Origin of the sequence: Microcoleus sp. T2B6 (assembly GCF_036700475.1) — a bacterium.
In the GTDB taxonomy this organism is placed as follows: Bacteria; Cyanobacteriota; Cyanobacteriia; order Cyanobacteriales; family Microcoleaceae; genus Microcoleus.
Genome location: NZ_JAUBOZ010000010.1, coordinates 1 through 13,253, shown reverse-complemented (window position 1 = coordinate 13,253; position 13,253 = coordinate 1). Strand labels below are relative to the sequence as shown.

The 13,253-nt window shown below is 45.0% G+C and carries 12 protein-coding genes and 26 tRNA genes; 4 read left to right on the top strand and 34 right to left on the bottom strand.

From position 1 onward, the window contains the following. Positions 1 to 22 precede the first annotated feature (22 nt). From QUA00_RS06750 to QUA00_RS06720, 7 genes are all read right to left on the bottom strand, one after another. Positions 23 to 310 carry a Txe/YoeB family addiction module toxin gene (locus QUA00_RS06750; protein ID WP_333145287.1) on the bottom strand — a complete coding sequence of 96 codons (288 nt, stop codon included), beginning with the start codon at positions 308 to 310 and terminating at the stop codon, positions 23 to 25. Positions 311 to 411: 101 nt separating this feature from the next. Then, on the bottom strand, positions 412 to 1,851 hold the full coding sequence (locus tag QUA00_RS06745) for a hypothetical protein (RefSeq protein ID WP_333409150.1): 1,440 nt from the start codon (positions 1,849 to 1,851) through the stop codon (positions 412 to 414). A 242-nt stretch (positions 1,852 to 2,093) separates the two neighbouring features. Further along, the gene (locus QUA00_RS06740; RefSeq protein ID WP_333409149.1) at positions 2,094 to 2,525 is read right to left on the bottom strand and encodes a hypothetical protein; all 432 of its coding nucleotides are present in this window, start codon (positions 2,523 to 2,525) and stop codon (positions 2,094 to 2,096) included. A gap of 130 nt (positions 2,526 to 2,655) precedes the next feature. Further along, a tRNA-Lys gene (locus tag QUA00_RS06735) sits at positions 2,656 to 2,728 on the bottom strand. 215 nt (positions 2,729 to 2,943) lie between these two features. Continuing rightward, entirely contained in the window at positions 2,944 to 3,144 is a 201-nt protein-coding gene (locus tag QUA00_RS06730) for a hypothetical protein (protein ID WP_333101629.1), read from the bottom strand. A gap of 706 nt (positions 3,145 to 3,850) precedes the next feature. After that, complete coding sequence (locus QUA00_RS06725; protein ID WP_333145291.1) at positions 3,851 to 4,813, bottom strand: GNAT family N-acetyltransferase; 963 nt, start codon at positions 4,811 to 4,813, stop codon at positions 3,851 to 3,853. A gap of 227 nt (positions 4,814 to 5,040) precedes the next feature. Next, positions 5,041 to 5,114 (bottom strand) — tRNA-Lys (locus QUA00_RS06720). A 124-nt stretch (positions 5,115 to 5,238) separates the two neighbouring features. Between QUA00_RS06720 and QUA00_RS06715 the strand changes: the two genes are divergently transcribed. The 3 genes from QUA00_RS06715 (at position 5,239) to QUA00_RS06705 (ending at position 5,863) form a co-directional block, all read left to right on the top strand. Continuing rightward, the gene (locus tag QUA00_RS06715; protein ID WP_333409148.1) at positions 5,239 to 5,418 is read left to right on the top strand and encodes a hypothetical protein; all 180 of its coding nucleotides are present in this window, start codon (positions 5,239 to 5,241) and stop codon (positions 5,416 to 5,418) included. Beyond that, entirely contained in the window at positions 5,415 to 5,555 is a 141-nt protein-coding gene (locus QUA00_RS06710) for a ribbon-helix-helix domain-containing protein (protein ID WP_333409147.1), read from the top strand. Before QUA00_RS06715 ends, QUA00_RS06710 begins: the two co-directional genes overlap by 4 nt. Before the next feature lie 77 nt (positions 5,556 to 5,632). Next, positions 5,633 to 5,863 (top strand): hypothetical protein, encoded by a 231-nt coding sequence (locus QUA00_RS06705; protein ID WP_333033740.1) that lies wholly within the window; start codon positions 5,633 to 5,635, stop codon positions 5,861 to 5,863. A 547-nt stretch (positions 5,864 to 6,410) separates the two neighbouring features. On the opposite strand, the gene QUA00_RS06700 is transcribed toward QUA00_RS06705, so the two are convergent. The 9 genes from QUA00_RS06700 to QUA00_RS06660 form a co-directional block, all read right to left on the bottom strand. Beyond that, positions 6,411 to 6,495 (bottom strand) — tRNA-OTHER (locus tag QUA00_RS06700). 100 nt (positions 6,496 to 6,595) lie between these two features. After that, positions 6,596 to 7,429 (bottom strand): HNH endonuclease signature motif containing protein, encoded by an 834-nt coding sequence (locus QUA00_RS06695; protein WP_333409146.1) that lies wholly within the window; start codon positions 7,427 to 7,429, stop codon positions 6,596 to 6,598. A gap of 103 nt (positions 7,430 to 7,532) precedes the next feature. Next, positions 7,533 to 7,605, bottom strand: a tRNA-Ala gene (locus tag QUA00_RS06690). A gap of 121 nt (positions 7,606 to 7,726) precedes the next feature. Beyond that, positions 7,727 to 7,803 (bottom strand) — tRNA-Ala (locus QUA00_RS06685). A 7-nt stretch (positions 7,804 to 7,810) separates the two neighbouring features. Further along, positions 7,811 to 7,884 (bottom strand) — tRNA-Arg (locus tag QUA00_RS06680). Positions 7,885 to 8,238: 354 nt separating this feature from the next. After that, positions 8,239 to 8,311, bottom strand: a tRNA-Arg gene (locus QUA00_RS06675). 82 nt (positions 8,312 to 8,393) lie between these two features. Next, positions 8,394 to 8,465, bottom strand: a tRNA-Gly gene (locus QUA00_RS06670). Positions 8,466 to 8,649: 184 nt separating this feature from the next. After that, positions 8,650 to 8,720, bottom strand: a tRNA-Gly gene (locus QUA00_RS06665). A 44-nt stretch (positions 8,721 to 8,764) separates the two neighbouring features. Further along, entirely contained in the window at positions 8,765 to 9,208 is a 444-nt protein-coding gene (locus tag QUA00_RS06660; RefSeq protein WP_333101624.1) for a retroviral-like aspartic protease family protein, read from the bottom strand. A 103-nt stretch (positions 9,209 to 9,311) separates the two neighbouring features. On the opposite strand from QUA00_RS06660, the gene QUA00_RS06655 reads away from it, so the two are divergent. Further along, positions 9,312 to 9,917 carry a macro domain-containing protein gene (locus QUA00_RS06655; protein WP_333409145.1) on the top strand — a complete coding sequence of 202 codons (606 nt, stop codon included), beginning with the start codon at positions 9,312 to 9,314 and terminating at the stop codon, positions 9,915 to 9,917. Positions 9,918 to 9,937: 20 nt separating this feature from the next. Here QUA00_RS06655 and QUA00_RS06650 read toward each other — a convergent pair. The 18 genes from QUA00_RS06650 to QUA00_RS06565 form a co-directional block, all read right to left on the bottom strand. After that, positions 9,938 to 10,009, bottom strand: a tRNA-Thr gene (locus QUA00_RS06650). Positions 10,010 to 10,104: 95 nt separating this feature from the next. Further along, positions 10,105 to 10,178, bottom strand: a tRNA-Leu gene (locus QUA00_RS06645). Between the two features lie 131 nt (positions 10,179 to 10,309). Beyond that, positions 10,310 to 10,382 (bottom strand) — tRNA-Pro (locus tag QUA00_RS06640). 4 nt (positions 10,383 to 10,386) lie between these two features. Continuing rightward, positions 10,387 to 10,467 (bottom strand) — tRNA-Leu (locus tag QUA00_RS06635). Positions 10,468 to 10,597: 130 nt separating this feature from the next. Further along, positions 10,598 to 10,671, bottom strand: a tRNA-Gln gene (locus QUA00_RS06630). Positions 10,672 to 10,706: 35 nt separating this feature from the next. Further along, positions 10,707 to 11,393 carry a hypothetical protein gene (locus QUA00_RS06625; protein ID WP_333409144.1) on the bottom strand — a complete coding sequence of 229 codons (687 nt, stop codon included), beginning with the start codon at positions 11,391 to 11,393 and terminating at the stop codon, positions 10,707 to 10,709. Positions 11,394 to 11,473: 80 nt separating this feature from the next. Then, positions 11,474 to 11,548 (bottom strand) — tRNA-Asn (locus QUA00_RS06620). Positions 11,549 to 11,554: 6 nt separating this feature from the next. Continuing rightward, positions 11,555 to 11,627: transfer RNA gene (locus QUA00_RS06615), tRNA-Phe, on the bottom strand. 4 nt (positions 11,628 to 11,631) lie between these two features. After that, positions 11,632 to 11,718, bottom strand: a tRNA-Ser gene (locus QUA00_RS06610). An 8-nt stretch (positions 11,719 to 11,726) separates the two neighbouring features. Beyond that, a tRNA-Tyr gene (locus tag QUA00_RS06605) sits at positions 11,727 to 11,800 on the bottom strand. A 34-nt stretch (positions 11,801 to 11,834) separates the two neighbouring features. After that, positions 11,835 to 11,916: transfer RNA gene (locus QUA00_RS06600), tRNA-Tyr, on the bottom strand. Positions 11,917 to 11,929: 13 nt separating this feature from the next. Then, positions 11,930 to 12,004 (bottom strand) — tRNA-Lys (locus QUA00_RS06595). A 5-nt stretch (positions 12,005 to 12,009) separates the two neighbouring features. Continuing rightward, positions 12,010 to 12,084, bottom strand: a tRNA-Glu gene (locus QUA00_RS06590). 6 nt (positions 12,085 to 12,090) lie between these two features. Further along, positions 12,091 to 12,165, bottom strand: a tRNA-Trp gene (locus tag QUA00_RS06585). Between the two features lie 3 nt (positions 12,166 to 12,168). Then, a tRNA-Met gene (locus QUA00_RS06580) sits at positions 12,169 to 12,243 on the bottom strand. A 101-nt stretch (positions 12,244 to 12,344) separates the two neighbouring features. Then, positions 12,345 to 12,418: transfer RNA gene (locus tag QUA00_RS06575), tRNA-Cys, on the bottom strand. Beyond that, a tRNA-Glu gene (locus tag QUA00_RS06570) sits at positions 12,419 to 12,493 on the bottom strand. A 132-nt stretch (positions 12,494 to 12,625) separates the two neighbouring features. Further along, positions 12,626 to 12,699 (bottom strand) — tRNA-Asp (locus QUA00_RS06565). Positions 12,700 to 13,253: the final 554 nt, after the last annotated feature.

Below are 13,253 nucleotides of genomic sequence, written 5' to 3'. Positions count from 1 at the left end.
GGTTTCAACTTTGCTCGCTTTACTAATAGTGATAGCGCCCTTTAAGAAAATTGATACGCTCATCACTTACTAAATAAACAATACGATGTTCTTTATTCAAGCGACGCGACCACGCGCCCGACAACTCGTATTTCAGGGGTTCCGGCTTGCCAATGCCTTCAAACGGGTCTCGCAGAATTTCTCTGACCATTTTGATTAAGCGTAACGCCATCTTGCGGTCAGTTTGTACCCAATATTCTAGGTCTTCTAAAAACTCAGGCTGAAAAACTGCCTGACGTTCTACGCGATCGCTCTCACCCTCAGCACTCATCTGGCAAACCCTGAATCATTTTTTCAATTTTATGCTCCCTGCTAGAAAAAATAAGGTGAGCATTGCTCGCCAGCTTAACTGACGAGTCATGCCCAATTATATCACTTATCATCCCTCACAGGCAACGAAGTATCCAGAATTTCCATCAACAATTCCAGCCGCGAAGGACGACTCAACATCGGCACTAAATTCGGCAAGGAGTAGTAATCGCCGGCAAACGTAAAGGTTTCCACCGATACTTGTTTGTCCTTTAATTGCTTCTGGACATATTCGCACCAAGAACCAACTCGCACAATCACCACATCAGGAATTACCCCCAAACTGCGGCAGTAATTCTGATAAGCATCCGCGAAATAAGGTGCAGCATTTTCGCCTTCATCTGTTACCATAATGAATTGCTCGACAACCTGCTTTTTAAGCCGCATTGCTTCCACCGCGCAACCGCAACTTGTGCCGCCGCCAGCGCGAATGTGCTTGAAAGCGCCTTCCCAGTCTGTCAATTCGCTGCCGTTTGCTTCCACTCGATACGGCATCGTGTCAAAGGCATAAACGAACAGTGCAGCCTTGGAAATGCCGGAAATCAAAGCAGCGAGACGCTTCCCGACTTCGATCGCACTTTCCATCGAACCAGACTTGTCAATCAACAAACCAGTTGCTTTCGCAATCTTGCCGCGCTTCTTCACCTGTTCGTTTGTCACCGCTTCCAGCTTCGCCGCCGTTGCTGCGTCGAAGTTCGCGCCCGCACCCGCAACACTCGCTTTGTAAGCAGAAACCCGATCGCACTTTGCCGCTTCATCCAGCTTCGAGTCAATCAACTGCTTGACTTCCGCGTGATCCATCGCCCCGCGCGACTGAATCGATTTCAAATTGTTGATGACTTCCTGCGGCGACATCGAGTTAATCAGCGCGGCCAAAACTGTTGGCGTTAGCTGTCTGATCGCACCAACTGCGATCGTATACGGAATCTTGTACTCAACAATCAAATTCGCCTGTTCCGCAGGTGTCGCCGCCTTTGCCAACTGCTTCAAAACGAATGCCAGAGAGTCTTCCGGCGGATTGTCTTTAAACAGAATAGCATTAGCGCGATCGCTCGGCTTGACGTGCAGCGTTGCGTACAAATGCTTCATCGCCTTGCGGTTGCGGAGGGCGGCGCGATCGAAAAACTGTGCATTCTTTTCCCGCGATTTCAGATAGCGAGTGACAGCAGTGCGCGCGCTGCGAGGCATCTTATTCTGGTGCCGCTTCATAAAGTCCACAATCCGCGAAACTTCGTAGGGAGGGAACTCTTGCAGCATCATAAACCCGGCATCCCGGTGTTCCGTCAGTGCCGAAGTCAGCAAATTTCCGACAAAAACTTCCTTGTGGTCGCGCACGTCGCCTTGACGCTGATACCAGACTGCTAAATGACCGTAAAAAATCGGGTCTAATTCGACAATTAACTTGTGGATTTCTGCTACTTTTTCTAATTGGCGGTGAGGAGTTGTGAGGAGACTGTTGAGCATTTCCAAACGTAAATCGCGTTCTACTGTATTCATATTCATTGGTGTCACCTAATATTTTGCACCTAGCGCCTTAGTCCGCCAGGGATTGAAATCCCTGGCTCAAAGCTTAAGTCCTCTTAAGAGGACTGAAATGCGTGTTTAAAAATGTATTTTCTGTGATTAAAAACCAACAAAAACAAATATCTTTAGTCCTCTTCAGAGGACTTTAGCTATTAGACAGGGATTTCAATCCCTGGCGGACTATTTCGGAGTCGAGTGACTTCAAATCGGGTTCAACCCAGTTAATTCGAGCTTCCGAAGACATCAGCCGATCGCGCGTGTAATAGGTAAAAGGTAAAGTACGCGCGTGCGGAGCTATCCCGTAGGGAATCGGCATATTTTGCAATCAAACCGTTAGCCAGATGTACGATCGAGCGATTTTGGCTTTCATCGGCGAGATACCGGCGAATAGTTCGCACCCAAAACAGCGTTAGTGTTTCGTGATACCCGCTGTTTTTTGTAGTTTCAATTCCTTGAGCCGAGTTGTAACGTTTAATGCCATTCCGCACCGCATTTATCGCTTCTGGCTCCGAGTCATAACACAGATACCACAGGGCAACGGTTAAATGTGCTTCGTGCGTCCATTGACTTCGCGACAGGTTGCCTTCTTGGAAGGCATGAATCAGACTGTCTATCTCCTTGGGCGATCGGTAAATTGCCAGTTTTTTTCTCATGGCTAATACCCAATTTATTTTTGAGGACGGAAGTCTTCAATACAAACAGGATTACTTAATTATTATCCTGAATTAACAACAAGAGTTTATAGCGCCTAAAATGTCACTTCGCGCAAGTCAAGAAAGCCGTTGGCACATACGCAGGAGTTGAACCCGCGACCAGTTCCTTAAAAGGGAATTGCTCTACCAATGAGCTAGTATGTAAGCTTCCTTTGTTGGGGCGCGAAGTGGAACTTTTAAGCGTCGGATAGATATAAAAAATTTAGCTATAAAAGGCAGCGCACAAGTCAGAGAAGCTTTTTTTCACGCTCTCGAAAGGTAGGAATTGAACCTACTATTCGATTTTAAGTGGAACGTTTTTAGTTTGTAAGCTTCTTTAGTTGGGGTGCGCTGTCTAATACGTGCTTTAAGTGAATTTCTAGCCGTAAACAGCTTCTGGCCGAACAATTAAATCACCGCTGGGACGGCGATCCAGAACGTAAGACTCGAAGCGAGATCCCTTGACATCAAAATGATTTGCCAGACGTTCCTTAATAGCCTTGTCGCTCATTCCTGCCGCGATACCCAGTTGGTCTTCGGCCAGATCGTAGGAACGTCCTTCAAAACGAATGTGAACCATTACCGATACCTCCTAGAGCAATTGTGGATTTTGGATTAGTAGCTTATCTGCTCTCGACTTTGGCTTTTTGTAAGACTTGGCAAATTGCCAGTATCGGTAAAGATTCACGAAATCTGATAATCTTTACTGAAAGAAGCGCCGTTCTAAATGATAAGCTTGTTTAATTTTGCGGATTTCCTCAGCCTTTTTGGTTGATTGAAATCTGGCTGAACTTGTCTGTTCTGAATCCGCATCAAATTCGTTGAAATTAGACTGATTTCGTACAACATCTGACTCATGCCGAGTCAGTTTGTAACCGAACAGTCTCGTATAAAGTAACAACATGACCATCGAGTCTATATTACAAGACTTTCAAATTGATCTTCGTTGAAATTTTGAGCAATATTTAGTTGTCAAGGTTCAGAATTTGCACGAAAAATACAGGTTTTTGCTTGTCCTGCGCTTTCCATATTTATATACTACATAGGTACTACACAGGTGTCAAGGGGGTAGCAAAAGTTTTTTTAGATCGGATATCTCGCACTATTGTCAGGAACAGGCAAGATGCCTGTTCCACAAAGAATGAATTTGATTGTGGGGTGGGCATCCTGCCCGCCTGTGAATTTGATTGTGGGGAGTAGGGGTTGGGCAGGAGAGCCCGCCCATAATTAGATAGGACTTATGCACGGGTAGGCAGAAACCGGGTTGTTTCACCAAAAAATATCGATTAAACATCCTTAACATAGGAAATGCTGTTGCGAATATTGTGGAAGCCAGCAGACTCGTAAAGTCGCATCGCACCTGATGAATTTTCAGCATCGACGCCGAGAATAGCAGTAGCCACACCGGCAGCTTTGAGTCGATGCAAACCAGCGAGCAACATCGCTCGTCCCAATCCCATTTTGCGGAAGCCGCGCCGAGTGCCGAGACAAGCAATCCAGCCTTCATTGCGCCCGGTACGATCGCACTCTTGCACACTAATCTGGCAGTAACAAAAACTGACAAATGTGCCGTCATCAGCAACAGCAATCAGGTCTAAATCATTTCTGTAATCGGGTTTAGCTAACTCGTGCTTAAATTTATTCACTGTTAAATCGTGATGATTCCAGTGATCGATAAACGACTGGTTGAACATTTCTACCCAAGCTGGGGCATCCTGTTCGCCGGGGAACTGACGCAGCGCGAAACCTTCGGGGAAGTGCGGTTCGGGGATCGGTTCAGAGAGCGATCGCGCCATGCGGCAAAAATAGCGATCGACCTTAAAACCGCAACTTGTCAGCACAGAAATGCGATCGCAATCCTCAGCGCGAGCGTAGGTTCGCAGCTTCACGCGCCCGCCCCGCATCGCAGACACCTCGCGCATCCGCACTTCACCCCAGGCGATCGCGGCTGCTTCCACATCGCCTCCGCGCGCACCTGGGTGAACGCGAAACCACAGCCAACCGTCAATTACTTCCCCCGGTACAGAAACCGACAACTGAGCAAAACCGATTAATTTTCCCTCCGCATCTTCCCAAAGGCGGATATCGCGGGCTTGGTCTAGAGACGGTGCGTTAAATTCTTGTTGTAGTTCCGAGATGGAAGTGCCTTCATCGAGCCGATCGACTTCTTCGCAAGTATTGATTAAATGGGCGATCGCATCTAAATCGCGATCGCCCGCATAGCAGCGCCCTGAGAGATTTGCCATCATAGCTAATCACCATTTCCTGTTGTTATTCAGTTTCAAAATAGCTTGGGCGATCGCACTTTTATCGATCGGATGAGCCGATTGACATTAAAAATCCGACAACGCAAACACTCACTGTAATCCAACCGCTACCGCCCTTGGCTGCTATCGTGAGCGAAAAATGGGCGAAAAGGGACATACTAGAGACAGTTTAAAGTCTCAAAGCCTTGTGAATAGTAGGTTATTGGGGATGGGAGTAGAAGGACTTGAACCTTCGACCTTGAGATTAAGAGTCACCTGCTCTAACCAACTGAGCTATACTCCCGCATCTAGAATAGTATAACACAATATTTTAATTTTCGCATATTTCACCTTTTTTATTAAGTTGTGTGGTTACTGGGTGCTTCTGAATGTAACCAATAGGTCCAATCGCTCCCTTGGTTAGAGATTTGCGATCGACCTTTTTATTTGTTAGCGTACAGTTTCGCAGCAGCAGCCATTTTATCGCGCTGCGCCCGCATCTCTACAGACGATCGCAGCAAGGTGCGATCGGTACTCCGAAAGAGGATAAGCTGGTGTCAACTAAACATGACTGCTTGAAATGGCTGACAAAGAAGAGACTGCTGTGATTAAAGTCACAGTTCCCAAGCGTTTGCACGAAAAACTGAGAAACATCTCCCAGCAGACAGGAGTTCCTATGTCCACTCTGCTAGTCATGGCGGCCGTCAAGGAATACAACCTCGTGGAGGAAACTGAAACTAAGTAAGTCATAGTATACTATGAGTACCCTTGAAAGGTACTATATGGTATATTCCAGGAATAGTCAACCCTGGAGGTGTGCTTGTGACTCAAGATGAACTCGAAGCCCTTGTCGATGAACTCGGCTTAGTGTCAGTCGTCAGCCTGCTGGCAAATATCTGCCACAACAAAGCCCGACAAACCTTGTGCCTGAAGGGACAAGGGGCTACTCCTTATACCGCTTGGAACAGCAACGGCTTCTTGCTGAAGCAGTTGATGACCAGACTGCGGCCAATCGGCAGCTACGATCGGGATTTAGACCTCAAGAACAACTGAGGTTCTGAGGTTCAACCCGTGCAAGTGCGTAAAGCATTGGTTTTAGTCGGTTAACAGCCGAGTATGTATGCTTTAACTGTTAGGGCACGGGTTGAAACTCTTCGATTTGGACTTGAACCTTGAATGGAGAGGACGGGACTCGAACCCGCATCAATCGACAGCAACTTTCAGGAAACGCGCTTCCTTACTGCCCGCAAGCAGACGGGAACTGCCCCCATCTCGGACTGTTAATTCCTTTCAGTGCCTCCGCAACCCCCTGCCAGTTTGCATTTTCAGGGAACGTCGCCAAGCAACTTTTTACCCTACTCAACAAACCCGATCGTCCTTTTGGGAGCCGCTTTTCCAAAGTTTTTACGGTGCCATTCCATTTAGGCGACCTCCCCATAATTTTTCTCAGTATATGAGAGCAAAGCTCGTGAAAAAATCAACCATAATTCTCCCTTATTTATATATAAAATCATAAGAAATCCACCGGGGAGGTACTGCCCCTCCTACCTCTGCGTTATCAGCACAGCACCTCGCTTCTCGGCTTCCGGTGGTTAATTAAAAGGAAGATGAAGGAATCGAACCCTTACAGTTACCTGTACCCCAGTTTTCAAGACTGGTTGCCAACCATTTAGCGGCATCTTCCTTATTAATCATGCTATGATTGAGTCTGAAGTTAATTTACCAGTTTACTTAACTCTCATTGCATATCGATAGGAGTCGAACTACAATTTCGGTAATTGCAAATTAGCTACTTTCCTTTTGGCATTGCATACCTGTATGATTTCGACTCTGTTTTGCCCAGTAACCCCTAGTAGGTTTCTCAATGTCATAAGCTTTACACCATTTCTCCACTGCTTTGTCACTCACACCAAAATCTATAGCTATATGAGTAGTTGGTTTTTCCCAGACTAGCTTTTGCAAATCCTCTTTAGAAGGACGCTCAACTTTTCTGGAGTTAATTCTTGGAGAGCCACATTTCTTCATTCTTACTTTTATTTCTTTTTTCCCATTGGCACAATCATTTATCCTCCCATTTTCTGAAGCAATATGTGTCTCTAATACTTGGTTGTCGATTGCCTGCTTTACTCTTTGATTTTTGTTACCCCAATTTTCTGTTTGTTGATGGCAATTTGGACATAAGAACCTGAGATTTTCTAATCGATTGTCATCTTGAACTCCATTAATGTGATCTAAGTGCAAAGCTAAGGGCTTATCTCTCCACTGGTCAATCCCGCATTCATTACATTTATAATCCCAACCTTTTTGAATTAATCTTTTAGTCAACTTGGGGCCACCATTATAAGTTGAACACTCTACAAATACCTCCTCATCAGGATATGTATTCTTAGTTCGATTCTGCCAAATTGCAGGATTACTACTAGCAGTTTCTCCCTTAGCCCAAGAAGCCCCAACAAAATGTTGAGTTGAAATTCCTAAGTTTTTAAGACGCGAACTAATATTCCTGCGATTCCCTCCTGTTTTTCCCAAACCCAATTTTTTAAGCACCTCAGTAAGCGTAATGCTTTCCCTGACGATGGGCTCTAAAAGCTCCTTGGTGTACTTAGATTTTTTAGGCATTTGTAGTGTTTTCAGTCTTTACTAAACAATATAGCGCGATAATGAGTACGTCGTTAGTTGAAATAACCAACGTCTCGATCTCTTCGATTTCAGACACCGAAAGTGGAGTCAAGGAGAATCGAACTCCTGGCCTCTTGCGTGCAAAGCAAGCGCTCTACCAATTGAGCTATGACCCCGCGTAAAAGATTCACCTGTTGAGTAAATCTCAAATCTAAAATCTAAAATCGAATGACCGCGCTTAAAAGATTTACCTGTGAAGTAAATCTCAAATCTCAAATCTCAAATCTCAAATTGGTGTGGTGGATCGCGATCGGATTTGAACCGATATCTTTCTAACAGCCAGTTAGATGCTTTACCAATTAAGCTACGAACCCCAGACAGCAGGAGCGGTAGGACTTGAACCCACAACTTTCGAGGTAGAAGCTCGACACTCTATCCAGTTGAGTTACACTCCCATGTTTTTTGTTAATGTGCGATTCCCTACGGGATAGCTGCGCTTCACGCATTTTGACGTGCAAGTTATCAGAGCATTGCGTTTTCTCAGTTACTAGAGGGACTCCGCCGATGAGTTGCTACACACTCTTTAAAGGATGGCTACCTTTAAGCCAACCTGCCGGGTTCAATGCACTCCTCGTTCTCAAACGCCCGCTGATTTTGACAGCGGTACCTTTCCTCTCGTACTAAAGTATGTAGGCTCCAAAGATTGGGACACGCAAAGGGCGTTAGCGAAGCCCTCGAAGAGGATCGCTCTTAATATAAAAAATTATCCATTCAATGGAATCAACCTCCTTAAATTAAATAAAAAACAACGAGAGTGGTAGGACTTGAACCCACAACATCCGCGTCCGAAGCGCGGCGCTCTATCCATTGAGCTACACTCCCATAAATTGGTAGTCCTGACAGGAGATTACCCCGCGTCTGCTTGTAAGGCAAACGCTCTACCCTCGAAGATCAGGACTACAAAAGCGGATGATGGGACTCGAACCCATGCGCTGAGAATGGCATACTCAGATGCTAGCCGCTACATGACATCCGCAAACTGATTTGAGATTGGAAATTTGAGATTTAACTGAGATGTTGCACCATTGTCAATAAGCCTTTTATGAACAGGCTTTTCGGCCTGTTCCACAAAGAGTAGATTTTCTTGTGGAACAGGCCGGAAAGCCTGTTAAGCGAGAATGGTGCAAGATGTGAGATTTAACAAACCTCTTGTTTAACCAAGCGGATAACGAGGCTCGAACTCGTGCCTAGAGTTTGGAAGACTCGAATGCTACCGTTACACCATATCCGCAATTAGTTTAGCGATTGTATCTCTTTAACCTCAACATACAGCCTTTACAAAATTGTCAAGTAAGTTTGCGTTGGACTGATGGGTAAAGTTACTAATCGCTGATTTTTTAAATCTAATTCAATTCCCAGGGCTTCTAGAGGAATCACGCCTAATAAAGGATTCATACCTCCGGGCAATTCCAAACACTCAAACGTGCCTTCGCGTCCTACTAAAGAAATTTTAGCATCCTGAAAAATTCTGGCTTTACCAATGCCATTAGCAGTCTCTACATCCACTTCTTTGAGCAATTCTAAACCGAGTTGTGCAATGATACTTGCAGGCAAACACAATGTTGTTGCACCTGTATCAACTAGCACATTATTTAGAGTGACTGAACGGATTTGGTCGGAAGGCATAAATCCTCTGGCTGCGACATTTTGATCGGCGCGGTTAGTCACGGTGAGTGTGGTAATAATTTTTCCCATTGAGGTGTTGTCAGTTGCTAGCATAGTTTAACCTTGAACTACTCAACTTCAATTATGACAATTTTTTGGAAAAATTAGTGCGATCGCCCTTAGCTATTTGCTAAACTAGCGCTCGGAGATAAAACACATGAAACTTATACTTACAGCACCCAATACCGAACTATTTGCGGCATTCCAAGAACATTTTTTCTACTTACCCAATCTCGAAATTACCAACAAATGTTTCGAGGATTTAACCGAGTATGACTGTTTGGTGAGTCCCGCTAATTCATTTGGCATGATGGATGGCGGTATCGACGCAGCTATCGTTGGTTTTTTCGGTCATTCTCTGATGGTTAGGGTGCAGCAGCATATCTTGGAAGACTATTTAGGCGAACAACCCGTTGGCACGTCATTCATCATCGAAACTCACCATCCCAAACATCCTTTTCTCGCTCATACTCCCACCATGCGCGTACCTATGTCTGTTGTGGGTACAGACGTTCCGTATGTGGCAATGTGGGCAATGCTATTAACAATTCGGCGCTACAATCGACACGCAGAACGTAAAATTGAGAGTGTCGTTTGTCCGGGTTTAGGAACGGGGATAGGCAGAGCTCCTTATCGCGAAGCCGCGCGGCAAATGGCACTGGCTTACGACTATTTTGTTTATCCGACGCCGTATGTAAACTGTTTTGTTGCCGCAGAACGACAACTGCAAATTTGGGAAGGTGGCGATCGCAATTCTGGCTAAATAGCGATCGTATTTTCCCAAGCACGTGACAGGAGTTGAACCTGCAAGAAAGCTTTACAAGAGCCTCATGTTGCCAATTACATCACACCTGCATTTTTGGTGGCGGGGGCAGGAGTTGAACCTGCTATTAAGAGGCTTATGAGACCTCCAAGCCTACCCAGGCTACTTCACCCGCGATGTCACCAAATACCCCTGACTGGCATCGAACCAGCACTAACTAGATCCTAAATCTAGCGCCTCTACCGATTGGGCTACAGGGGCAAAACCGATTTGAGATTTGAGATTTGAGATTTGAGATTGAATAAAACCTCATACCCCTGACAGCCCTCGAACCTGCAAAAAACACTCGTTCTGAGCGAGTGATGTTTTCCAATTACATCACAGGGGTAAAGTCGGGATGGTTGGATTTGAACCAACGACTCCATGCTCCCAAAGCATGGCTTCTGGCCGCTGAATTACATCCCGTTCATGCTCCTAGTGAGACTCGAACTCACACTCAAAATAAAACAGATTTTAAGTCTGCCGCGTCTGCCAATTCCGCCACAGGAGCAAGTAGAAACTTAGTTGAAAATTTGGTACTTTGGAGTGAGATTTGAACTCACACAACACAACTTTTGAAATTGCGGCCTCTGCCAATTGGGCTACAGGAGTGTAATTGATCTGCTTTGGTAATAGCAGAACTGGGAAGGCAGGGATCGAACCTGCATTTTGCCGCTTTCAAAGAGCGGTGCCATACCGATTAGGCGACTTCCCAATAACATTTACTCAACTTACTAAATATTTAGATATTTAATATTTTTTATTTCGCTGCCAATATCCTCTTGGCGGTTTCTGAATTCCATAAGTCTTACACCATTTTTCTATTGCCTTGCCACTGACACCAAACTCTTTTGCTAAGCAAGCGGTTGGTTTTTCCCAAAGCATTTTTTCTAGCTCTTCTTTAGAGGGACGATCAACTTTTCTGGCTTTCATATGAGGAACTCTTTTGTTCTGGTGAGCTATGTAATTATTTGCTTCCTGCTCTCTGCGTTTACTTCCATAATTTTCAGTTTGTCTGTGACAGTTAGGGCAAATAAATCTCAGATTCTCTTGCCTATTATCTTGCCAATTCCCATTGATGTGATCGATGTCTAAAACTAACTTCTCTCCTAACCATTCACTTTGCACAAAACATTTATTGTTTTCACATTTATACTCTCTCCCAATCTCCATTAATGCTCTTCTAAGTTGGAATGTTGGTGTTCTTTGATTGCGCGAACTTAGAACCAAAATTTCTTGGCAATGCTTTTTGGGATTAAGCCCTTTCAAACTTTGATCGGATTGTTTAAAGTGAGAGGTATCAATACCCAACTCTTTAATCCGCTTAGTTATGTGACCATGACTTCCCCCACCTGCTATACCAAGTTGCCTTAAAACCCCACTGATAGAAAATGAATGTTTAACAGATTCTTCCAAGATTTCTTTGGTGTATTTCATGAAAAGTGTAGAACTCAAGTAATTATTATTATAAATGAGTTCTGCACCATGCTTTACCAACTTTTTAACGTTGTGTAAAATGGCTGCCCCAGTAGGACTCGAACCTACAACCTAGCGGTTAACAACCGCTTGCTCTACCATTGAGCTATAAGGCAACGCAATCCCCCAAGTCAGTATCGAACTGACGCCCTCTTGTTCTTCACACAAGCGCTCTACCAACTGAGCTATCGGGGGAAAACGGAGAAGGAGGGATTTGAACCCTCGACGGCTGTTAAACCGCTCTTTCTTAGCAGGAAAGCGCCTTAAGCCACTCGGCCACCTCTCCTCAGCGAGCGAGAACGGAGGGATTTGAACCCTCAATCTTCAGCTTTATTAACTGAGATGTTATCCGGCTACACCACGTTCTCAAGATTGCAACTGCATATTAAATGCAGTTACAAATGGGTCGGGCTGGAATTGAACCAGCAACGCTTTAAGCTACTGTTTTACAGACAGCTACCCACACCAATAGGAGGGCCGACCCAAGATAGAAATTTTGGTAGGTCGTCGAGGAATTGAACCTCGATCCATCCGCTTAAAAGGCGGCTGCAAAACCATTCTGCCAACGACCCACGAGAAGTGCTGACGGGAGTTGAACCCGCAAATCACTTGGGTGAAAACCAAGCGGCTTAAACCATTTGCCTACAGCACTATAAATTGGCACAGGAACTGAGATTTGAACTCAGAATGCTGGTTTTGGAGACCAGAGTGTTGCCAGTTACACCATCCCTGCTTTTGGTGGCAGCGGCGGGATTTGCACCCGCATTGACCAAGGTATGAACTTGGCGCTTTACTATTAAGCTACGCTGCAATGTCACTTTCGCTTCGTTCCTTTTCAAAGTTAAAAATTTCAATTAAAAGACTGTTAGTTTAATCTTTTAATTTCTAATTTTAATTCCTGATTGGGAACAGAGGTTAGGGCGGGATTTGAACCCGCGAAAATCGGTTTTGCAGACCGACGCTTTGAGCCACTCAGCCACCTAACCTGGGAGTCCCGACGAGGTTTGCACTCGCAATCTTCTCCTTGAGGGGGAGACGGCTTGACTTTTGCCTACGGGACTTTGACCCCCGCCGAAAAACGGATACTTGCTTTCCGACAGGAGGTGTGGATTTTAGACCAAAGTTCCAGCTTCGAGATTCTTCTCCTGTGGAGTAAATCTAAAATCTAAAATCTAAAATCTAAAATCGACTTACGGGAGTAACGAGACTTGAACTCGCAACCTTTCGCTCGACAGGCGACTGCTCTGACCGGTTGAGCTATACCCCCGCGAAAATGAACAATATTCTGTCCTTGAATTACTCAAGTTGGGACGGGGTGGCGGTTGATTCCGCGTACTACAACCCGATCGGGCTATTGTTGCCGGAGTCTACACCGCCGATGTCCACAATTATGTGACACGATTAACTTCCTATTCTGTTTTCAAGGTTCATATTGCTTCTGGGGTAAGGCTTTGAAGCTCTTTCCCCTTCGCCATACATTTATACTACATTGTGTAATACAAGACTGTCAAGGGGGTAATACAACTTTTTTTTAAATTGGGTTTTTTAAAGGGGTGTCGATCGCTCCAACCAATCCTCTGCGTCCCCCACAACCCTTATAAATCAAGAAATTTGGCGGCTAAACTGATGTTGTGGCGTAAGGTAAATCTGATGCTGAAACTGTACTACACTCCAATGTCTCTGAATTCTCGCCGTCGCGCGAGGTGGCACTTCGGGAAAATGCGATAATCAGCTTTTAAATATCAAATAAGCTGTCAAACATCTAAACTGCATTAACTAAGTTACCTTTATTTTTTATTTTTCGGTTCCATTTCATAATTA

Bases quoted from the DNA above. Each gene is read 5' to 3' on its own strand.
- QUA00_RS06745 (WP_333409150.1), bottom strand. From the start codon at position 1,851: ATGAATATGAATACAGTAGAACGCGATTTACGTTTGGAAATGCTCAAC.
- QUA00_RS06660 (WP_333101624.1), bottom strand. From the start codon at position 9,208: ATGCTAGCAACTGACAACACCTCAATGGGAAAAATTATTACCACACTC.
- QUA00_RS06695 (WP_333409146.1), bottom strand. From the start codon at position 7,429: ATGCCTAAAAAATCTAAGTACACCAAGGAGCTTTTAGAGCCCATCGTC.
- QUA00_RS06730 (WP_333101629.1), bottom strand. From the start codon at position 3,144: ATGGTTCACATTCGTTTTGAAGGACGTTCCTACGATCTGGCCGAAGAC.
- QUA00_RS06625 (WP_333409144.1), bottom strand. From the start codon at position 11,393: ATGAAATACACCAAAGAAATCTTGGAAGAATCTGTTAAACATTCATTT.
- QUA00_RS06750 (WP_333145287.1), bottom strand. From the start codon at position 310: ATGAGTGCTGAGGGTGAGAGCGATCGCGTAGAACGTCAGGCAGTTTTT.
- QUA00_RS06725 (WP_333145291.1), bottom strand. From the start codon at position 4,813: ATGATGGCAAATCTCTCAGGGCGCTGCTATGCGGGCGATCGCGATTTA.
- QUA00_RS06655 (WP_333409145.1), top strand. From the start codon at position 9,312: ATGAAACTTATACTTACAGCACCCAATACCGAACTATTTGCGGCATTC.
- QUA00_RS06740 (WP_333409149.1), bottom strand. From the start codon at position 2,525: ATGAGAAAAAAACTGGCAATTTACCGATCGCCCAAGGAGATAGACAGT.